At 67.2% G+C, this 20,930-nt stretch carries 19 protein-coding genes and 1 tRNA gene; 9 read left to right on the top strand and 11 right to left on the bottom strand.

The window, feature by feature from the left end; all coding sequences use genetic code 11:
* Positions 1–16: 16 nt before the first annotated feature.
* Entirely contained in the window at positions 17–946 is a 930-nt protein-coding gene (locus HXX10_RS03460) for a histone deacetylase family protein (RefSeq protein WP_296520128.1), read from the top strand.
* A gap of 125 nt (positions 947–1,071) precedes the next feature.
* A complete protein-coding gene (locus HXX10_RS03455) occupies positions 1,072–1,539 on the top strand; it encodes a hypothetical protein (protein WP_296520126.1) in 468 nt (155 codons plus the stop codon).
* Between the two features lie 61 nt (positions 1,540–1,600).
* On the opposite strand, the gene HXX10_RS03450 is transcribed toward HXX10_RS03455, so the two are convergent.
* The 4 genes from HXX10_RS03450 to HXX10_RS03435 form a co-directional block, all read right to left on the bottom strand.
* Positions 1,601–2,581 (bottom strand): D-glycerate dehydrogenase, encoded by a 981-nt coding sequence (locus tag HXX10_RS03450; RefSeq protein WP_296520125.1) that lies wholly within the window; start codon positions 2,579–2,581, stop codon positions 1,601–1,603.
* Between the two features lie 185 nt (positions 2,582–2,766).
* Positions 2,767–3,183: a heme-binding protein gene (locus tag HXX10_RS03445; protein ID WP_296520124.1), complete on the bottom strand. Its 417-nt coding sequence runs from the start codon at positions 3,181–3,183 to the stop codon at positions 2,767–2,769.
* Between the two features lie 30 nt (positions 3,184–3,213).
* Complete coding sequence (locus tag HXX10_RS03440; protein WP_296520122.1) at positions 3,214–4,245, bottom strand: 2-keto-3-deoxygluconate permease; 1,032 nt, start codon at positions 4,243–4,245, stop codon at positions 3,214–3,216.
* A 416-nt stretch (positions 4,246–4,661) separates the two neighbouring features.
* A complete protein-coding gene (locus HXX10_RS03435) occupies positions 4,662–5,696 on the bottom strand; it encodes an NAD-dependent epimerase (protein ID WP_296520121.1) in 1,035 nt (344 codons plus the stop codon).
* A gap of 204 nt (positions 5,697–5,900) precedes the next feature.
* Here HXX10_RS03435 and HXX10_RS03430 point away from each other — a divergent pair, with 204 nt between their 5' ends.
* A complete protein-coding gene (locus HXX10_RS03430; protein ID WP_296520120.1) occupies positions 5,901–6,362 on the top strand; it encodes a CBS domain-containing protein in 462 nt (153 codons plus the stop codon).
* An 85-nt stretch (positions 6,363–6,447) separates the two neighbouring features.
* On the opposite strand, the gene HXX10_RS03425 is transcribed toward HXX10_RS03430, so the two are convergent.
* From HXX10_RS03425 to HXX10_RS03410, 4 genes are all read right to left on the bottom strand, one after another.
* The gene (locus HXX10_RS03425) at positions 6,448–7,563 is read right to left on the bottom strand and encodes a tripartite tricarboxylate transporter substrate binding protein (RefSeq protein ID WP_296520118.1); all 1,116 of its coding nucleotides are present in this window, start codon (positions 7,561–7,563) and stop codon (positions 6,448–6,450) included.
* 109 nt (positions 7,564–7,672) lie between these two features.
* The gene (locus HXX10_RS03420) at positions 7,673–8,518 is read right to left on the bottom strand and encodes an amidohydrolase (protein WP_296520117.1); all 846 of its coding nucleotides are present in this window, start codon (positions 8,516–8,518) and stop codon (positions 7,673–7,675) included.
* A gap of 136 nt (positions 8,519–8,654) precedes the next feature.
* Positions 8,655–9,728, bottom strand: a complete 1,074-nt coding sequence (locus HXX10_RS03415) for a tartrate dehydrogenase (RefSeq protein ID WP_296520116.1) — start codon at positions 9,726–9,728, stop codon at positions 8,655–8,657.
* 27 nt (positions 9,729–9,755) lie between these two features.
* On the bottom strand, positions 9,756–11,078 hold the full coding sequence (locus HXX10_RS03410; protein ID WP_296520115.1) for an MFS transporter: 1,323 nt from the start codon (positions 11,076–11,078) through the stop codon (positions 9,756–9,758).
* Positions 11,079–11,414: 336 nt separating this feature from the next.
* Between HXX10_RS03410 and HXX10_RS03405 the strand changes: the two genes are divergently transcribed.
* The 4 genes from HXX10_RS03405 (at position 11,415) to HXX10_RS03390 (ending at position 16,179) form a co-directional block, all read left to right on the top strand.
* Positions 11,415–12,326 carry a LysR family transcriptional regulator gene (locus tag HXX10_RS03405; protein ID WP_296520114.1) on the top strand — a complete coding sequence of 304 codons (912 nt, stop codon included), beginning with the start codon at positions 11,415–11,417 and terminating at the stop codon, positions 12,324–12,326.
* 420 nt (positions 12,327–12,746) lie between these two features.
* Complete coding sequence (locus HXX10_RS03400) at positions 12,747–13,823, top strand: hypothetical protein (RefSeq protein ID WP_296520113.1); 1,077 nt, start codon at positions 12,747–12,749, stop codon at positions 13,821–13,823.
* A gap of 526 nt (positions 13,824–14,349) precedes the next feature.
* Positions 14,350–15,165 (top strand): GAF domain-containing protein, encoded by an 816-nt coding sequence (locus HXX10_RS28930; protein WP_367141923.1) that lies wholly within the window; start codon positions 14,350–14,352, stop codon positions 15,163–15,165.
* Between the two features lie 120 nt (positions 15,166–15,285).
* Positions 15,286–16,179: an ATP-binding protein gene (locus HXX10_RS03390; RefSeq protein ID WP_367141922.1), complete on the top strand. Its 894-nt coding sequence runs from the start codon at positions 15,286–15,288 to the stop codon at positions 16,177–16,179.
* 476 nt (positions 16,180–16,655) lie between these two features.
* Here HXX10_RS03390 and HXX10_RS03385 read toward each other — a convergent pair.
* Positions 16,656–16,731 (bottom strand) — tRNA-Glu (locus HXX10_RS03385).
* 147 nt (positions 16,732–16,878) lie between these two features.
* Positions 16,879–17,160: a hypothetical protein gene (locus tag HXX10_RS03380; protein WP_296520112.1), complete on the bottom strand. Its 282-nt coding sequence runs from the start codon at positions 17,158–17,160 to the stop codon at positions 16,879–16,881.
* Between the two features lie 73 nt (positions 17,161–17,233).
* Here HXX10_RS03380 and HXX10_RS03375 point away from each other — a divergent pair, with 73 nt between their 5' ends.
* Positions 17,234–18,256 (top strand): RluA family pseudouridine synthase, encoded by a 1,023-nt coding sequence (locus HXX10_RS03375; RefSeq protein WP_296520324.1) that lies wholly within the window; start codon positions 17,234–17,236, stop codon positions 18,254–18,256.
* Between the two features lie 245 nt (positions 18,257–18,501).
* The gene (rpoH, locus tag HXX10_RS03370; RefSeq protein WP_296520111.1) at positions 18,502–19,428 is read left to right on the top strand and encodes an RNA polymerase sigma factor RpoH; all 927 of its coding nucleotides are present in this window, start codon (positions 18,502–18,504) and stop codon (positions 19,426–19,428) included.
* Between the two features lie 169 nt (positions 19,429–19,597).
* Here the strand turns inward: rpoH and dctA are convergent, their stop codons facing one another.
* Positions 19,598–20,926 (bottom strand): C4-dicarboxylate transporter DctA, encoded by a 1,329-nt coding sequence (gene dctA, locus HXX10_RS03365; protein ID WP_296520110.1) that lies wholly within the window; start codon positions 20,924–20,926, stop codon positions 19,598–19,600.
* Positions 20,927–20,930: the final 4 nt, after the last annotated feature.

Below are 20,930 nucleotides of genomic sequence, written 5' to 3'. Positions count from 1 at the left end.
ATAACCGATACATCCAATGACGACACTGTACATCACCCATCCGGCCGGCCTCGATCACATTCCCCCTCTCGGGCATCCCGAGCGGCCCGACCGCCTTCGGGTGGTGGACCGCGTGCTCGAGCAGGAGGCGTTCCAGTCGCTCGCGCGGGAACAGGCGCCGGTGACGGCGATCGACCGCATCGCGCTGTGCCACACGCCCGACTATATCGACGCGATCCGTGACGCGAGCCCGACCGAGGGCATGGTGAGGCTCGACGCCGACACCTCGATGTCGCCCGGCACCTACGAGGCCGCCCTGCGGGCGGTCGGCGGCGCCGTGCTGGCCGTCGACGAGGTGATGACCGGCAAGGTCGCCAACGCCTTCTGCGCCATGCGGCCGCCCGGCCACCATGCCGAGATCACCCAGCCGATGGGGTTCTGCTTCTTCAACAACGCGGCGATCGCGGCCCGCCACGCCCGCGACCGGCACGGCGCCGATCGGGTCGCGGTGATCGATTTCGACGTCCACCACGGCAACGGCACCCAGGACATCCTGTGGGCCGACCGCAACGTCATGTACTGCTCGACCCACGAGATGCCGCTCTATCCCGGCACGGGTGCGGCCTCGGAGCGCGGCGAGCACGGCACCATCGTCAACGCGCCGCTGCGCGCCGGCGACGGCGGCGACGAGTTCCAGGAGGCGTTCGAGAGCGTCATCATCCCGCGCCTCGTCGACTTCCGCCCCGACCTCCTGGTCATCTCGGCCGGCTTCGACGCCCACATGCGCGATCCTCTGGCCAACATCAACCTCTTGGAATCCGACTTCACCTGGGTCACCAAGCGGCTGATGGAGGTCGCCGACGGCTGCTGCGGCGGCCGCGTCGTGTCGCTGCTCGAGGGCGGCTACGACCTGCAGGGCCTGGCGCGCTCGGTCGCCGTCCACGTGACGGCGCTGATGCGGGGGTGACGCGAGGCCGGGGCCGGCCCCGTGGCCACGGCCGTGCATCCGGCAGTCCCTCACAAGGCCACCGCAAATTCGACGCAACTCTCCGGCACCCGGAAAGGCGGGACGGCATCGACGGGACGGGCGTATTGCGTACGGTATCGACGACCGGCAGAAGCTCCAGCCACCATGCCCACGCGGCATGCAAGGAATCGCGCGTCGCGTGTGGCCGCCGATCGACGGCCGCGCTGGCGCTCTCGCTAACCCTGTCGGGCTGCAGCCTGAGCGGCCCCTTCTTCGACGACAGCTTCGAGAAGAGCCAGGTGCTCTCGCCCGAGCCGGTTCCGCCCTATCGGAAGCTGGTCTCCGCCGCTATGAAGACGCTGAGCAGCCCGATCGACCCAGCCGGGCTGCAGATCGCCGAGCCTCGCTGGATCGAACGGGTCGGCGGCCCTGCCTGGATCGTCTGCCTGAAGGCGGAGCCCAAGGCGAGCGGCGCGGTGTACTACGCGTTCTTCATCCAGAAGGAGAAGGTGGTGGACACCCGTACGGCGATCGGCACCGACCGCTGCGTCCACCAGGAGTTCGTCCCCTTCGACGCCACCGCGGTGCGTTGACGCCTCGGGGCGGCAGGACGCCGGCGGTTTCGCCGGCGTCGGCCTGTCGGGATCGACGATCCTATTTCTTCAGGACGTCCGGATTGACACAGGTCTCCGGCGCCTCGCCGGTCAGCACCTTGACGATGTTGCGCACGGCGATCCGCCCCATGTTCATCCGGGTCTCCGGGGTGGCCGAGGCGATGTGAGGCACCACGATCACGTTGTCGAGGCCGAGCAGCTCCGGCTCGACGGCCGGCTCGTTCTCGAACACGTCGAGGCCGGCGCCCCAGATCACCTTGTCCTTGAGGGCGCGCGCCAGCGCCTTTTCGTCCACCACCGGACCGCGGCTGGCATTGATCAGCACGGCGGTCGGCTTCATGGCAGCGAGCTCCTTCTCGCCGATGTAGTGACGCGTCTCGGGAATCAGCGGTACGTGCAGCGTGACGAAATCCGACTCGCGCAGCAGCGTGGCCTTGTCGACGAAACGGGCTCCGAGGGCCTTCTCGAAGTCCGGGTCGGGCTTCACGTCGCTGTAGATGATCTTCATGCCGAAGGCCGCCGCCTTGCGGGCGACGTTCTTGCCGATCCGTCCGGCCCCGGCGAGACCGAGCGTCTGCCCGTCGACGTCGAGGCCCATGAAGAACAGCGGCGCCCAGCTTCCCCATTTGCCGGCGCGGACGAACTTGTCCGCCTCGACGATGCGGCGGGCGACCGACAGCATCAGCGTGATCGTATGGGTCGCGGTGGCGTCGTCGAGAACGCCGGGCGTGTTGGTCAGGATCACCTTGCGGCTGGTCGCCGCGGCGACGTCGAAATTGTTGTAGCCGACCGCGAAGTTCGCGACGATCTTACACTGCGATCCGGCGGCGTCGAGCACCTCGCCGTCGATCGTGTCGGTGAGCATGGACAGAACCCCGTCCCTGCCTTTCACCTTCGCCATCAACTCGGCTTTCGAGTAGGCGCGATCGTCCGGGTTGATCTCGACCTCGAAATGCTCGCGCAGGCGATCGATGTTCTCCTGCTGGATCATTCGCGTGATGAGGACTTTCGGCTTGGACATGGGAGATCTCGGGTTCTGTGTTCGATGGAATTTTTCATCCGGGACCGGATGATCGAGTGGCGACGATCGGAGACGGCGCCGGCGAACCGCGGACGTCGTCCGGAGAGACGGCTCGCACCCGGACGCGCGCCGCGCAATCCGGGTGCAGGGCCTTCACCGACAAAGACCGGTCGTCCGGATCCGGCTCAGAGCGTTCCGGACCCGACGAGGCCTGCCAGCGTGTGGACGATCGCCTGATCCTCCTCGGACTTCAAGCCGCTGACGCCGACGGCGCCGATCACCTCGCCGGATTGGCTCTTGAGCACCGCGCCGCCGGGCAGCGACGTGATCTTGTCGTCGCAGAAGTCGCTGGCCGTGATCTTCTCACGGTGCAGCCGCTCGAGGAACGCGTCGGTGTGCACCCCGAGCCGGGCGGAGGAATACGCCTTGCCGATGGAGATCTGGACGCTGCGCAGCGGCGCACCGTCGACCCGGGCGAAGGCGATCAGGGTCCCGGTCCCGTCGCAGACCGCGACGCAGATCGGGCGCTGGTAGTCGGCGGACGCCTGGCTGAGGGCGCGGGCGATCAGCTTGCTGGCGGTGTCGAGCGTGATGGTGTTCATGACGTTCTGCCCTCGTCTGTTGGACGATGATCACCGTGCGGCGGGCGCGGCGGGCGCATCGGAGGCGCCGACCGGGACGGAATCCGCAACGGCGGCCGCGGCGGGTACCGGCCGTCTCGCCGCTTCGGCTGCCCGCTGCTTCTGGACGCGATTGAACATCCAGGAGGTGAGCAGAGGCGTCAACACGGCCGTGACGATGACCGACGCCGCGACCTGCACGGTCGCGATCGGGGCGATCGCCGCATAGGTCGGGTCGGCCATGGCGACCGCCTTGGGAACCGCCGCCGAGTTGCCGGCCGTGCTCGACGCCGCCGCGCCGGCAATGCCCGAGCCGCCGAGGAGCTTGTCGGCCAGGATGCAGCAGATGCCGGTGATCACCAGCGTCATGATGCCGAGGACGATGCCCGGCAGGCCGCCGGTGAGGACGTTCATCAGGTTGATGTTCTGGCCGAGCGTGAAGGCCATGAAGGGGACGATGATGGGCTCGTGCGAGCCGAAGAACTCGCGCAGATCCTCGTCCAGATTGGCGAGCAGCGCGCCCGCGAAGATCGGGGCGATCACCGACACCATGGTCATCCACGGGATGTTGGCGAGGCCGGCGCCGACCAGGATGATCATGGTCAGGAACGGGCCCGTCTCGATGCTCTGCGGCACGTAGGTTCCGGCATCCTCCTTGTCGCCCATGGCGCTGGTGAGGGCGAGGAACATGCCGCCATTGGTGTCGCTCATGGCGACCAGCAGCGCGAGCGTGCTCAGGCCGAACAGGTCGCCGCCGAGGAAATAGGCGACCGACAAGGCGATCGTGGTGGCGATGCCGACCTTGGCGAGAAGGATGCCGAAGCCGCGCTTGAGCATGCGGGGCGCGGTCCGCAGCGTCATCTTGGTGCCGGCCGTGAACAGGAACATGCCCAGCACGGTCGGATAGCCGATGCCGCTCAGCGCTTCGGTGAAGCCGCCGATCTTCAGCAGATTGGGCGTGAAGGTGTTGATGACCATGCCGATGAACAGGGGCACGACCATCAGCCCACCCGGGACCTTGTTGATGGCTTTCAGAATCCTCATGACCTGCTCCGAGTCGATTATTCGATTGTCCAGGCGGCGTCGGTGAGGACGCCCGGGGCTCGGGGGTCGGCGTGGGCACGGCCAGCCTGTCCGGTCGGCGCCGTCTCGGGCGTCGACCCGCGGAGCGCGTTTCGTCGAAGGTTTTCGCTGAACGGAAAGGCGGCGGCGGGTTTGGAGGCCCTCTTTCGTGACCCGAAAGATGATTACTCTCGAAAGGGCGGGGAGGATATCCGGAAGCACTGCCATTCCGGAATAGCGGCTCCGCTCGAACAGCTTCCGATGTAAACGCTTTTACTGATTCCCAGCCGCTGCGCACCCGCGAATCCACGCGTTCGGCAACCGCTCGACGTGGCCGCGCGCGACGGTCGGCACGCGCGCGGGCCGACCGGACACAAAGCGGAAACTCCGGCGCCGCATCAGCCGCCGGATCGCTCGTCGAAAAATCGCCGCCACCACGAGACGAATCGCGCGACGCCCTCCGCGATCGGGGTCGCCGGGCGGAAGCCGACGGCGTTCATCAGGTCATCGACGTCGGCGCAGGTCTCCGGCACGTCGCCCGGCTGCATCGGCAGCATCTCGAGGACAGCCTTCTTGCCGAGTGCCTCCTCGATCAGGCGGACCACCTCGGGCACGTCGACGGGCCGGTTGTTGCCGATATTGTAGACCCGCCACGGCGCCCGGCTCGCGGCCGGATCGGGCGCGTCGCCGGACCAATGCGGATCGCCTTCGGGCGCGTGGTCGACGAGCCGCACCACCGCCTCGACGACATCGTCCACATAGGTGAAGTCGCGCCGCATTTGCCCGTGGTTGAACAGGCGGACCGGCTTGCCACGGGCGATCGCCTCGGTGAACAGCCACATCGCCATGTCGGGACGGCCCCAGGGACCGTAGACCGTGAAGAAGCGCAGGCCCGTCGCCGGCAACGCGAACAGGTGGCTGTAGGCGTGCGCCATCAGCTCGTTCGCCTTCTTGGTGGCGCCGTAGAGGCTGAGCGGATGGTCGACGTTCTGGTCGGTGGCGAAGGGCACCCGGGTGTTCGCGCCGTAGACCGAGGACGACGAGGCGTAGAGGAGATGCCGGCACCCGTTGTGCCGACAGCCCTCCAGCACGGCGAGGAAGCCCGCCAGGTTCGAATCGAGATAGGCGAACGGATCGGTGAGCGAGTGGCGCACCCCGGCCTGCGCCGCCAGATGGATCACCACCGGGAATTTTTCGCGGGCGAACAGGCTCGCGACGGCGGGCCGGTCGGCGAGGTCGAGCCGCTCGAAGCGGAACGCCTCGAAGCGTGCGAGCGCGTCGAGCCGCGCCTGCTTCAGGGCGGGGTCGTAATAGGTATTGAGATTGTCGATGCCGACGACGCGGCACCCCTGCTCCAGCAGGCGGCGCGCCACATGGAAGCCGATGAACCCGGCCGCGCCGGTGACGAGGATCATGTCTTGGTCGGACGGCATGGCGTCTCGCGCAGGCGGCAGGCCGCGGGCCCCGGCCCGCGGACCTCGTCGTCATGCCAATGCGGGCCGGCCTTGTCCAGCCGGACTCGTCGGCCGCGGCGCATCGACTGCGCCGGGCCTTCCCGGCGCCACGGAACGCCCCTAAGCTTCGATCGGGTGGGCTCTATCCCGAGGTGCGCCGGCGTGGACCGACCGTTTCGAACGATGCGACGACTGCTCGACCTGCGGCAGCCGGCCGTGCACACGATCTCGGCCGACGCACCGCTCGCCGACGCGGCGCACCTGATGGCGACGCATGCCGTCGCCGCCGTGGTGGTCCTCGGCGTCGCCGACCCGGAGCGCGATCGACCGGTCGGCGTGCTGGCCGAAAGGAGCTTCGCCGCCGCCGCGGCCCGGCATCCGGACCGCGCGCCGCGCGATCTGCGTGTTCGCGATGCCATGACGGCGACGACCGTCCACGCGACGCTCGACACCACCGTCCCGGATGCATTGGCCTTGCTGCAGGACAGACTCGACCACCTGCCCGTGACGGCGGACGGGCAGGTGGTCGATCTGCTGTCGCGGTCGGATCTGCTCGCCGAGCTCGTCTGGCACCACGCCGAGGTGATCCGCGAGATGCGGCTGCAGGAGCACATCATGCATCTGCAGGGCGTCTACAGTTGCTGACGGACCACGGCGCGACGCGGCCGGGCCGGCTCCGGCAGTCTGGGGCATCATCGATCTCCGGACGGCCCGGCGTCCGTTCGCCGCCCTAATCCCTGAGCTCGATGTTCGCCTTGGTGAGGATCGCGGTCCAGCGGGCGACCTCGTCGTCGACGAGCCGCTTCATGTAAGGGCCGCCGCGCTGTTCCGGCTTCGGTGCCTCCGCACCGATATCGGCGAGGCGCTTCTGGACGGCGGCATCGGAGAGCGCGTCGAGCACCGCCCCCCTCAGGGTTTCGACGACGGGTGCCGGCGTTCCCGCCGGGACGAACAGCCCGGTCCATGTGCTGGTCTTGAACGCCGCGAGGCCCGCTTCGGTGGATGTCGGGGCATTCGGCAAGACCAGCGACCGCTCGTCCGCCGCGACAGCGAGAACCCTCAGGTTGCCCGACTGGGCCTGGGCGCTCACCGACGCGAGGAGATCGCAGCCGCCGTCGATGGTGCCGCCGAGCAGATCGTTCACGGTCTGACCAAACCCACGATAGGCGACCAGCGTCGGCTCGACTCCGATGAGCTGAAACAGCATGACACATGTCACATGGGACGCGGCGCCGATCCCTCCGTGCCCCATCGTCAGTTTGGACCCGTTCTTCCTCGCATAGAGGATGAACTCCTGCAGGTCGTTCGCCGGAAACCCCTTCCTCACATAGACGACGTTCGGGCTCACGCTGACGAGCCCCAGATACTCGAAGTCCGTACGCGGGTTGTAGCCCAGCTTCCGGTTGATCGGCACCGCCGCGGCGAGCGTGCCCATATGGCCGAGACCGATTGTGTAGCCGGTCGGATCGGACGCCTTGACCCGGATCGTGCCGATCGCCCCACCCGCTCCGCCGATGTTCTCGACCGTGATCGACGTCCCCAGCCTCTTCGACATGGCATCCGCCATGATGCGGGCCGTCGTATCCGCGGCTCCGCCGGCAGCGAACGGCACGACGATCGTGATGTTCCGAGTGGGGAAAGACGATGCGTGCGCGGGCATTCCGCCGATCATGCCGACGACAGCGAGCGCATGCACCAGTGAAGACGAGCAGATCGCAGATAGCCGGCGACGGATCTTGGACGACGTGTGTCGCATGGATGCCTCCCACCGATTGGCCCGTCCCTGATGCCGGCCGGCACGGAACGGCTTTATGTCTTCTGCCGTGACGACTTCCGCCGTGATCACAGGGTCACGGAACACCCCTTGTCCGGTCCGGCCGTGACGACCACGGCCGGCGTCTCATCGACGCTCGGACGTCGTCTGCCTGTTCGAAGGGGCAGCCGCCCGAGCGGCCTCAGAACCCGTAGAGACGAGCAGCATTGCCTCCGAAGACGGCATCGATCGTCGATGGCGACCCGATCGCGTCGACGAACCGATCCACGAGCGCGCCGTAAGCGATCTGCCGGTAGGCCGTGATCACGTCCGGACCCGTGTGGGTGTCGTGTGGCGGAGGATGCGGCCAGTCGCTTCCCCAGACGCATCGGTCCGGCGCCGCAGACAACAGGGCCCGCAGCCACTCCGTGTCCGGCTCGACGGCCAGTGGCCCCTTGTCGTGACGATAAGGAGCGGACAGCTTCATCCAGACATGGCCCGCTCCGACCAGGTCGAGCAGGCGTCGCCCCTCGGGGCTCGTCGGCCTGGCGTTCCCGTACAGTCCGTAGTGGTCGATCACCACGGCCACGGGCGAGCGCACGATCTCGCTTTCGTTGTCGAGGAGAACCTGCAGCGACGCGACGATCTCGACATGCCACTGCATGCTTTCGGCAATGGTGGCCGCCTGGCCGAACATGACGGACGACGGCTGGTGATTGCGCCCCGCCGCGGGACTGTACAGGTTCACCCGTAATCCGCGTACGCCCTGCCTGCGCAGGGCGACGAGGTCGAGACTGCGCGCCGAGCCGGCATGCAGCACCGCCACGCCACGCCCTCTCCCGTTCAGATCGGTCAACGCCCTCAGGAGCACGGAGTTGTCGTCACCATAGAAGCTCGGCTGCACGATCACGAAGCGGTCGATGCCCCGTGCTCCGCCGAGCCGAACGAGCGTCTCGAGAGGCGCGGGCGCCGCGAGATAGGTCCGTTGCGGAACCTGGGCGCTTTGCCCAATCGGGTCGACGACATGAACGTGACAATCGCAACGCATCGTCTTGCCCTGACGTTTCGGGGTCGTCCGCAGGTCGGCGTCGAGATTTCAGAACCCGCGGGATCGTCTGCCGATTCTCCGTACGACGTATCCTCGACACACGCCCGGGGGATATGACCGCCGACGCCCGGCAACCTCACACGTTCGAGCTGAAGATCGCATCGACGACGGCGTCGGTGACCTCCTTGGTGGTGGCGGTGCCGCCGACGTCCGGCGTGAGAATGCCGGCACCGGTGACCTGCTCGACGGCCCGCATCAGACGGATCGAGGCCTCGGCCTCGCCGAGATGATCGAGCATCTGGGCGGCGGTCCAGAAGCTCGCCACCGGATTGGCGATGCCCTTGCCGGTGATGTCGAAGGCCGAGCCGTGGATCGGCTCGAACATCGAGGGGAAGCGCCGCTCGGGATCGATGTTTCCGGTCGGCGCCACGCCGAGGCTGCCGGCGAGCGCACCGGCGAGATCCGACAGAATATCGGCGTGCAGGTTGGTGGCGACGACGGTGTCGATGCTCTGCGGCTTGAGGGTCATGCGCACCGTCATGGCGTCGACCAGCATCTTGTCCCAGGTGACGTCGGGAAACTCGTCGGCCACCTCGGCCGCGATCTCGTCCCACATCACCATGCCGAAGCGCTGGGCGTTCGACTTGGTCACCACGGTCAGCAGCTTTCGCGGCCGCGACTGCGCCATGCGGAAGGCGTAGCGCATGATGCGGGTGACGCCGACCCGGGTGAAGATCGCGACCTCGGTGCCCACCTCTTCGGGCAGGCCGCGATGGGCGCGCCCGCCGTTCCCGGAATACTCGCCCTCGGAATTCTCGCGCACGATCACCCAGTCGAGATCGCCGGGGCCGACATTGCGCAGCGGCGAGGTGATGCCTTTCAGGATCTTGGTCGGCCGCACATTGGCGTATTGATCAAAACCCTGGCAGATCGGCAGCCGCAGACCCCACAGGGTGATGTGGTCCGGCACGTCCGGTGCGCCGACGGCGCCGAAATAGATCGCGTCGAACTTTTTCAGCGTCGCCAGCCCGTCGGCCGGCATCATCAGGCCGTGCTTGCGATAATAGGCGGACCCCCAGTCGAAGCTGGTGACGTTGAACTTCATCTCGCCCGTGCGCTGCTGCAGCCCGTCGAGAACCTTCAGGCCGGCCGCGATCACCTCGGGGCCGATGCCGTCGGCCGGAATGGCCGCGATCGAATATTCACGCATGGTGCGTCTCCGTCTGTTCGTTCGATGTCAGTGTTGGGCAGCCGGCTTCGACTCGGCAGCGGCGGCGGCGGCAGCAGCAGCCCTGCGTCCGGTGCCGGCGAGCACCAAGGTGAGCACGGCCGACAGAACCAGGAGGCCGGCCACGAAGTAAAGGCCCCCCATGAAGCTGCCGGTCAGATCCTTGATCCAGCCGATCATGGCGGGTCCGACGAAGCCGCCGAGATTGCCGATCGAGTTGATGGTGGCGATGCCGGCCGCCGCGGCGGGGCCGGACAGGAACAGGGTCGGCATGCTCCACAGCGGCGGCTTGGCCGACGTGATGCCGACGTTGACGATGGTCAGCGCCGCCATCACCGAGACGACCGATGCCGCATTGCCGGCGAACACGAGCCCGGCGGAGGCGAACAGGCAGGCGGCGACCACGTGCCAGGTGCGCTCGCCGGTGACGTCGGAATGCCGCGAGTACAGGATGGTGACGATGACGGCGACGGTCGGCGGGATCGAGTTGAGGAATCCCACCGTCATGGAGGAGAGGCCGAGCTGCTTGATGATCTGCGGCGCCCAGATGCCGAGCGTGTAGAGGCCGGCCGAGGTGCCGAAATAGACCAGCGCCAGCGCCAGCACCCGCAGATCGGCGAGGCCACGCCAGATCGAATGGCTCGCCACCGCCGCCTTGCCGGCCTGCTCGGCCGCCATGGCGTCGACCAGCCATTGCCGCTCGTCGTCCTTCAGCCAGGTGGCCAGCTCGGGCCGGTCGGTCATGTAGAACAACACGACGACGCCGAGCACCAGCGCCGGTACCGCCTCGATGATGAACATCCACTGCCAGCCGGTAAGCCCGAGGATGCCGTTCATCTCCAGCAGCGCGGCCGAGACCGGCGAGCCGAGCACGACGGAGAGCGGCGCCGCCGCCATGAAGATCGCCGTCACGGCGGCACGCTTGCGGGCCGGAAACCAGAAGCTGAGATACAGGATGATGCCGGGGAAGAAGCCGGCCTCGGCGGCGCCGAGCAAAAAGCGCAAGGTGTAGAAGCTCGTCTGGCCCTGGACGAACGCCATGGCGCCGGAGATCAGCCCCCAGGTGATCATCACCCGGGCGATCCAGAGGCGCGCCCCGACCTTGTTGAGCACCAGGTTGGACGGCACCTCGAACAGGAAATAGCCGAAGAAGAAGATACCGGCACCGAAGCCGAACACGGTCGGGGAGAAGCCCAAGTCCTTGTTCATCGTCAGCGCCGCGAAACCGATGTTCACGCGGTCGATGAAGGCGATGAAGTACAGGAGCATGATGAAGGGAACGATGCGCAGGCTGATCTTGCGCAGCACGCGCGTCTCGAGCTCGCTGGCCATTGGAGTCTCCGGTCCCGGGGGTCTTTTTATGTTTTGTCCGCGCACCGCGACGGATGCGCCGGACCGGGAGCTTCCGCCCGATCCCGACGCGGGTTCAATCGTCGTTGGATTGTACAAATTTTTGATATAATAATTGAAATCCACGGTCGCCGTCCGGCATACCGTGAGTCTTATCTCCCCCAGGAGGGGGAAGGTCGACCGGCCGCAGGTCGGTCGGGAGGGGGTGTTCGGCGAAGCCGGCGTTTGCGGCTTCACCCCACCCCGGTCGTCCGCCTCGCGGACGCCCGACCCTCCCCCTCCAGCGGAGGGTGAGCGCGGAGGTCTGCGAAAAGGGTCATGGACCTGCACCAGTTGCGCTGTGTCGTGGCGGTGGCGGACGAGCTGCATTTCGGCCGCGCGGCGCAGCGGCTCGGCATGCTGCCGTCGGCGCTCGGGCGCCATGTCCGCCTGCTCGAGGAGGAGCTCGGCACCCGGCTCCTGGCACGCACCACCCGCAATGTCGCGCTCACGAACGACGGCACCGCCTTCGTCGAGGAGGCACGCCGCCTGCTGACGCAGGCCGATCTGCTCGCGGCGCGGTTTCAGGCGCGCGGCCGCGATCACGCCGCGACGCTGCGCATCGGCGCGATCGACAGCGCCGCCGCCGGTCTCGTCCCGCTGCTGCTGCGCGATTTTCGCAGCGACCACCCCGAGGTGGCGGTGCAGCTCGTCGAGGACAAGACCGTGCGGCTGCTGCCGCGGCTGATCTCGGGCCGCCTCGACCTCGCCTTCGTGCGCCCGCCGGAAAACACCGGCCCCGCCGTCGAGCTCATGTTCCTGTTCAACGAGACGGCGGTCGTCGCGGTGTCGAGCCATCACCCGCTCGCCGCCCGCAAGCGCCTGAAGATCCGCGACCTCGCCGATGCGCCCCTGATCGTGCCGGAGCGCCGCTCGCGCCCGCACAGCCACGACCTCACCATGAAGCTGTTCGCCGAGGCCGGACTGCATCCGACGGTCGCCCAGGTCGCCGACGAGAAGCAGACCATCGTCAACCTGGTCGCGGCCGAGCTCGGGGTGGCGATCGTGCCGCGCTGGACCTCCCGGATGGCGGCGCCCGGCGTGCGCTACATCCGGCTCGATCTCGGCGCCGGGCCGATGACCAGGCTGCCGCTCGCCGCCGCCTGGATGCGCGGCTCGCGCGATCCCGTCCGCGACGCCATGCTGGCCGTGCTGCGCACGCACCTCGCCGACTATGCGGCGCAGGCGTGAGGACCCGCGCCGGCACCGAGCGTGCCCGGACCGACGGGCGGACTCCGGGTCGACTTTTGTGATCCGACTGACATAGGTCAAGGCGTGACCATGGCCGGCGCCCTACGGTTCTCCTCGCGCCGCTTCACGGGGGTGAGCGGTGCGCGATGAAATGGGCGGTCCTTCGCGGGCCGCCCTTTTTTCTTGCGCGAGACCCGCTTGTGCGAGGCGGCCGGCGTTCGCCGCGACCGGAACCAGCGGCTCTCGCCGACCGTCAACCGCACGCTGTCGACTAAACGTGGTCAACGAAACACAGCGTCGATCGCTCGGATGGACCAGAATACCGCTAAGCGATTTTTCGGTTCTTTTGTCTAGGATGCGCCCCGGAAGTCGTTTCGGCGTCTCTGGTTGACCCGAGCCGCCTGTATCGACGAGGTCGTCGTGGGCCGTGCATCGCAAATCCTCTGGTTCGCGCTCCTGCCGCTCGTCGCGACCACGAGCGTCGGAACGTCGTCGATGGCCGCCGAGCCGATGTGGCGCGTCGCCAAAGTGTCGGGCGACGCCCGTCTGACGACGCCGGCGGCGCGGACCGCGGTGTTGACGGCCGACACCGTCGTCGGCCCCGGCGAGACCGCGTCGACCGGCCGAAACGGCAGGGTTCTCCTCGTCCATGGCGAGGGGGACGAGTCGATCCTGATCGCGCCGGACTCCGTCGTCGCGATTCCAGCCGCGGCCAACCCCGACACGACCTCGACGATCCTCCATCGTGCCGGCTCGATTCTCGTCAAGGCCGAGAAAAGCCTCACACGGTCGCTCGCGATCAGGACGCCCTATCTCGCCGCGGTCGGCGGCGACGCCGAGTTTCGGGTGACGCTCGGCGATCTCCGATCCAGCGTGGACGTCGTGCGCGGACAGATCGAGGTGACGGACCTACGCTCCGGGCAGCATGCGCTCGTCCTCCCGCACCAGCGGGCGAGCGTGCCGACGGTCGAGTTCGGCGGCTTGTCCTTGAGCGGCAGCGGGTCGCTCAGCCCGATCCTGACCAGGGACAGCCGGCCTTCGACCACAGCGGCAGAGAGCCGGGCAGCGGGTCTATCGACGCCGACTCAGGATGCGCGCGACCCGTTGTCCGAACCGGACGCGCCGCGGACCGTCGAGCCGCTGCCGCCGCTGTCGGCCCAACCGCGCGGATGGGACAATCCGCTGCGCCGGGCCTTCGAGATTCTCGGCGAGTCGATCGGGCTCAGGGCGCGGCGCGGCGCCGCCGAGGACGACACGATGATCACGATCGCGGTCGCGGCCGGGGTCGGCCTCCTGGTCGCGCTCGTCGTCGGGGTGCTGCACCATCTGATGCGCAAGTCCCTCGGCGCGCAGCCGTCGATCCGTCGGCGCCGGCCGGACGGAACGTCCGACCGCCGGCCGGGCCTGCGCCGCGCGCGGCCCACCCAGGATCCGCTCGGTCGCCTGAAGGCCCTCGACCGGCAGGCCATCCGGACCGCATGCCATCCCAAGGTTTGAGCCGACAAACCGTCGTGGCGATCTACGGTCGCATCCGCACCGTGGACAAGGTCCCGCGGAGCGGCCACCGAAGACAAAGGGCTCTGATCTCGAAGAGTAAATTGGCGCTCCCTGGCGGCGCCTATATTCTCCATTGTATCAATCTTTTAGTAGAGAATTTGGGTAGACGAGCGCGCGGTGCCGCATAAGAGCTATCTCTCGGCCACCCCAAACCGAATCACGGTCTCCCCGCCGCCGATCCGTCCAGACCTTCGATCGGAGCGGACTTCGGCCCGTCCCCTGCCGAAGCCGAAATCAGCAACGCTCACCGCCCGCGGCGAGGCGAGCACTGAACCTTTTCGCCGGGCATCTGTTTCCAGGGCGAGCGAATGTGCCGGGGCGATGAGCGGTTCTGCACAGACCCAGCCTTCAAGGGCGCACTTAATGCCGTGAGAGTTCCTGAACCCCAAGGCGGGTCGGAACTGAACCTTCTATCGCCGAAAGCGATGCTCCAAGTGCTTCGCCGTGGCCGCAGTGGAGTGGGTACTTGGGCAAAGCAGTGGCAGGCGGAGACAACGAACTGCTGCGGCAGCAGACCACCCTCGCCCGATTCGGGGAACTCGCCCTGAGGTCCGACGACCTGGACGAGATCCTGACCGAGGCGTGCCGTCTGGCGGGGGAAGCCTTGGGCACCGATCTCGCCAAGGTTGTGGAACTGCAAGCGGACGGCAAGACCCTGTTGGTGCGCGCGGGGGTCGGGTGGAAGCCGGGTGTCGTCGGAGCGGCCACCATCACGGCCGAGAGCGACACCTCGGAAGGCCACGCACTCCGGACCGGGGAACCGATGATCTCCCCCGACATCGCGACCGAGACGCGATTCAAGTACGCGCAGTTCCTGATCGACAACAATGTCAGAGCGGTCGCCAACGTCGTCATCATCGGCGGACACGGAAAACCGCCGTTCGGCGTCCTGCAGATCGACAGCCACATCCCTCGCCAGTTCACCGAAAGCGACACGCTGTTCCTGCGCAGCTACGCCAATCTGTTGGCTGCCGCAGTGGACCGCATCCGCGTTATCGAGGAGGTGCGCGACAGCGAGGCACGGCTCCGAACCGCCTTAGAGGATCGGGTGGCTGAACGCACCCGCGAACTGACCGCCGCCAACGCCAAACTGCACGCCGAGGCCGAGGAGCGCAGGCAAGTCGAGGAGACGCTGCGCCAGTCGCTCAAGATGGAGGCCGTCGGCAAGCTGACCGGGGGACTGGCGCACGACTTCAACAACCTGTTGACCGGCATGTCCGGAAGCCTGGAGATGATCCGCAACCGTATAAGCCAGGGGCGCGCGGCGGAAATCGGCCGCTAAATCGAGATTGCGACGACCTCGGTCAACCGCGCAGCCGCACTGACCCACCGGCTGCTCGCCTTCTCGCGCCGCCAGACGCTCGACCCCAAGCCGACCGACGTAAACAAGTTGATCGGCGGAATGGAGGACCTGTTCAGGCGCACGGTAGGGCCGGGAATTCAGATCCAGACCAAGCTGGCAGGCAACCCGTGGCCGGCCCTGTGCGACTCGAACCAACTCGAAAACGTGCTGCTCAATCTTGTCATCAACGCCCGTGACGCAATGTCCGATGGCGGGCATTTGCTGATAGAGACCAGAAACAGTGTCCTCCCCGCATGGCACGGCGGGGCAAACGATACGCCGGCGGGCAAAATGCCCGCCGGTGAATACATCGGTCTGTTCGTCACCGACACAGGCATCGGAATGCCCCCGGACGTGATCGCGCGCGCCTTCGATCCTTTCTTCACGACGAAGCCGATCGGGCAAGGCACGGGCCTCGGCCTGTCGATGACGTACGGCTTTGTCCAGCAGTCGGGTGGCCACGTGCTCCTGAGCAGCGAAGAGGGGCGGGGCACCACGGTGTCTGTCTACCTGCCGCGGCATATCGGGTTGGTGGTCGAAGTGGAGAAGGCCAACGCCCGGAACAAGCCGCCGGAGGCGAAGACGGATGCGGTCGTGCTGCTGGTCGACGACGAGCGTGCGGTGCGGATGGTCGTCGCCGACGCGCTCTCGGATCTCGGCTACAAGGTGTTGGAGTCTGAAAACGGGCAGTCGGGATTGAATATCGTGAGGTCCCGCGCCCGCATCGATCTCCTCCTCACCGATGTCGGCATGCCCGGCGGAATGAACGGACGTCAGCTCGCCGATGCGGCGCGGGAGCATCGTCCCGGCCTCAAGGTTCTGTTTCTCACCGGATACGCCGAGTATGCAACCGCCGTCGGCAACGGCCGAATGGAACAGGGCATGGAGGTCATGACGAAGCCGTTCGCACTGGACGCGCTCGCGGCCAAAGTCGAGGGGATGATCATCGGCTGATCGCTGCACCGAGCCGGGTCATTCTGTGGCTCTGCCGCCGGCCGCATACATCTCTGATCGATTTGCGCCGCGTGTTCGGCGAGCTGGCCGACGCTTCGATCGCCTGTGCCGAACACGGAGCGTCGAGCCTCGCCCGACTTGCGGTGAGCGTCGCCGCGGGACAGCGAGCGCCGTCACACACGAGTCTTGATGCTCTGCGCCGGAACAGCCCGCGTCGACGTGCACAAAAAGACTTGGCAGGAGATCGATGCAGTTTGGGGGGCTGATCTTCTGCTCTCGGAATTATGGCCGTGCTCGGCCACACAACCCAGGCCGGGGCCGAGCGGTACACCCGCGAGGCGGACCGGCGCCGCACCGGCCGCGTGACGATCGCGCGCGGAGAAGCCCACAAGGCGAACAGGTCCACCCAAACCGCGTCGACCGGTTTGGGGAATCACGCCAATTCTGTAGGGAAATCAAATTGAAGAGCAGCCGGTTGGCGCTCCCTAGGGGACTCGAACCCCTGTTTTCGCCGTGAGAGGGCGACGTCCTGGGCCGCTAGACGAAGGGAGCGTGGCGCTCGACATAGCCTCGATCGTTCCGGAGCGCAAGTCGGCTGAGCACGCTGTCCGGGCGGCCCGGCGCGAACCCGCACGCGCCTGCAAAAGACCGCCGCGCCGCGTGCCCGCGGGCACACCTTCCCGGCCGCCCTGCCCGACCTCAGGGCTCGACCGCGAAGCGCAGGCGGCCGGCCGGTTTCAGCGTCTGGGCGTCGAAGGTGCGAATCTCCAGCCCGGCGCCCGATTCGACCGTGACGACGATGCGGTCGCCGGCGACCGCGGTCGCCACCACCCGGCCCCCCTTGGGCAGCAGCACAGTGGCGTCGGTCTCGGCGCTTCCCCCGCTGCGGGAAACGCGGTAGCCCACGACACCGAGCACCACGGCGATGCCGAGGAAGGTGGCGACCCCCGACAACGCCATCAGCAGCTTGACCCGCGCCATGAAGCTCGCCTGCTCGGGGTCAAGCGGCTTGTCGTCGGGGCCGGGTTTGTCGACGGGAGACTGCGGAGAGACCATGACTGAGGAGGATCGCCGGATCGAGACGGTCGTCGTGGCGCCTGCCGAGGCCGGCGACCGGCTCGACCGTGTGCTCGCCGCCCGCCTCGCCGATTTCTCCCGCTCCCGCCTCAAGAGCCTGATCCTGGGCGGACACGTCGCGATCGGCGAGCGCACGATCCGCGATCCCGGTCAGCGCGTCAATGCGAACGACCGCGTGCGCGTGACGGTGCCGCCGCCGGAGCCGCCGGAGCCGCAGCCCGAGCCGATCGACCTCGACGTCGTCTACGAGGACGAGGACCTCCTGCTGATCAACAAGCCGTCCGGCCTGGTCGTGCATCCGGCCGCCGGCCACTGGAGCGGGACCCTGGTGAACGCGCTGATCGCCCATTGCGGTGACTCACTGTCGGGGATCGGTGGGGTGGCGCGGCCCGGCATCGTCCACCGGCTCGACAAGGACACCACGGGCTTGATGGTCGTGGCCAAGACCGACCGCGCCCACCGCTCGCTCGCCCGCCAGTTCGCCGACCACGGCCGCAGCGGGCCGCTGGAGCGCGGCTATCTCGCCTTCGTCTGGGGCGCGCCGGATCGGCCGCGCGGGACCATCGACAAGCCGATCGGCCGCCACCCGCAGGCCCGCGACAAAATGTCCGTCCGGGCCGACGGGCGCGAGGCGATCACGCACTGGGAGGTGGTCGAGCGGTATCGTGGGAAGGCCGGCGAGCCGATCGCCGCCCTGCTCGCCTGCCGGCTGGAGACCGGCCGCACACACCAGATACGCGTGCATCTCGCCTCGATCGGCCATCCGCTGATGGGCGATCCGGTCTATGGGCCCGGCTTCCGCACCAAGGCGGCGCTGCTTCAGGCCGAGGCGCAGGCGGTCCTCGAGGAGCTTGGCAGACAGGCCCTGCACGCCTATCTGCTTGGAATACAGCACCCCAAGACGAAGAAACACTTGGTTTACCGCGCCGGCTTGCCTTCCGACCTGGCCCACCTACATAAGGTGCTGGGTGGGGGAACCATCGACCTTGCGCGGCGTTGATGCTGCGTGCGCCGATTATTCGGACGAGCGACAGCGCCCAGCGCGTCATCATTCGTATGGCGATTGGTCACAGGGTCGTCACGCCACAGTGACGGCCCTACGTGTTTCTTCGAAGGACCCACCCGTGTATGCTGCACTGCGCGATCGACCGAAGTGGTCGCGCACAGCAGGGCGTCGTCGGCTCCTGGAGCGGCGGCGCCGAACCGCCCGCCGCGACACGGGGGCAAAACAAGGAGGGCGCTTCCATGGCCCAAACCTCAGCGTTGCCGCTGATCACCGCCGAATCCGGCCTCGCCCGCTATCTCGACGAGATCCGCCGGTTCCCGATGCTGGAGCCGCAGCAGGAATTCATGCTCGCCAAGCGGTGGCGTGAGCACGGCGACCGTACCGCAGCCCAGCAGCTCGTCACCAGCCATCTCCGGCTCGTCGCCAAGATCGCCATGGGCTATCGCGGCTACGGCCTGCCGATCGCCGAGGTGATCTCGGAAGGCAATGTCGGCCTCATGCAGGCCGTGAAGCGGTTCGAGCCGGACAAGGGCTTCCGCCTCGCAACCTACGCGATGTGGTGGATCAAGGCCGCAATTCAAGAGTACATCCTGCGGTCATGGTCGCTGGTGAAGATGGGCACAACGGCCAACCAGAAGAAGCTGTTCTTCAACCTGCGCAAGGCCAAGAGCAAGATCTCCGCCCTCGAGGAAGGCGATCTGCGGCCCGACCAGGTGAAGATCATCGCCAAGCGTCTCGGCGTCGGCGAGCAGGACGTCATCGACATGAACCGCCGCCTCGGCGGCGACGCCTCGCTCAACGCCCCGATCCGCGACGACGGCGATTCCGGCGAATGGCAGGATTGGCTGGTCGACGACAGCGACAGCCAGGAGACGCGGCTCGCCGAGAGCGAGGAGCTCGGCAACCGCCGCAAGGCGCTGTCCGAGGCGATGGACGTGCTCAACGACCGCGAGCGGCGCATCTTTCAGGCCCGCCGTTTGGCGGACGACCCGGTGACGCTGGAAGAGCTCGCCGAGGAGTTCGGCGTATCGCGCGAGCGCGTCCGGCAGATCGAGGTGCGGGCGTTCGAGAAGGTCCAGAAGGCGGTGCGCAACCGCATTGCCACCATGGAGCAGCCGGCGGCCGCCCGCGAGACGATATCGGCGGCGGCAGCGTCAGCCCACTGAGGCACGGTGCCGCCTGGCGCAGCCTCCGGGCACGCCGCCTTGGCAAAAGTAAAAACCGCCGCTCGTTCGAGTGGCGGTTTTTCGTAGCGGCTCACGGTATCGACGTCCCGGACGACGGCGTCCGGGACGGTCTTTGTTCCACGGCGGTTTCGTATCGTGATCCCGCCGGTCAGTGGCTCGTCGCCATCTGGGTGTTCGCAGACCCGGCGCCGGCTTCGGCCACCACCAGGTCCGGCTGCGGACCGCGGTCGAGCTCGCGGCGCGCCACGGTCAGGTCGATCGCGTTCTCCCACCGGGCGACGGTCAGCACCGCGACGCCGTTGGCGATCAGGCTGGTGAGGGCACGCGCCTCCGACATGAAGCGGTCGACGCCGATCAGCAGGGCCAGGCCTTCGATCGGGAGCAGACCGTCGAGGGTCGACAGCGTCAGCGCCAAAGTGATGAAGCCGATGCCCGCTACTCCGGCGACGCCCTTGGTCGTCACGGTCATGATGGCGATGAGCATGAGCAGGTCCTGGAGGCTCAACGGCTTGTTCACGGCCTGAGAGATGAACAGGACGCCCATCGCCACATAGAGGACCGTGCCGCAGAGATTGAAGGAATAGCCGGCCGGCAGAACAAGCCCGATGATCGAGCGCTGGCAGCCGAGCTTCTCGAGCTTCCGCATCATCTGCGGGAACACCGGCTCCGTCGAGCAGGTGGCGAAGACGATCAGGATCTCCTCGCGGATGTACTTGATGTACTTCCACAGGCTGACGCCGGCGAGCCAGCAGCTCCCGCCCAGCACGACGGCGACGTAGATGATGTTCGTCAGATAGACGACAGCCACCATCTTGCCGAGCGACATGAGCGACCCGAGACCGAAGCGACCGACCGTGAAGGCGATGCCGCCGAACGCGGCGATCGGCGCCAGGTACATGATGATGTTGATGACTCGGAACAGGATGATCACGAAGTCGTTCAACATGTCGGTCGTTCGCTTGCCGACGGCTCCCGAATTGCCAAGAACCACGCCGAACAGACAGGCGAGGACCACGACCTGCAGGCTGTTGCCCTCGGCGAACGCGCCGACGAAGGTGTTGGGGATCAGGCCGAGGACGACGCCGAAGAAGGTCGGCATCGATCCGGGCGCCATGTACATCTTGACCGAGGACGAATCCAGCGACGCGGGATCGATGTTCATGCCGGCCGCGGGCTGCGTCAGATACATTGCGGCGATGCCGATGATCATCGCCAGCGTAGTGACGATCTCGAAATAGACGACCGCCTTCGCGCCGGCGCGTCCTACTCGCTTGAGATCGCCGAGCTGGGCGATACCGACCGCCAGGACGACGAACACCAGCGGCGCGATCAGCATCTTGATGCACTTCACGAACATGTCGCCGAGCGGCTTCATCTGCGCGCCGTAGCTCGGATAGAGATATCCGAAGATCGCGCCGAGGATCAGTCCGACGATGACCTGGAAATACAACGTCTTGTAGAGCGGTTTCTTTCCCATGGCA

The organism is Rhodoplanes sp. (assembly GCF_013377085.1).
Classification (GTDB): Bacteria; Pseudomonadota; Alphaproteobacteria; order Rhizobiales; family Xanthobacteraceae; genus Rhodoplanes.
Note: the sequence above shows the minus strand (reverse complement) of the source record. Positions and strands in the feature narration are given on the sequence as shown.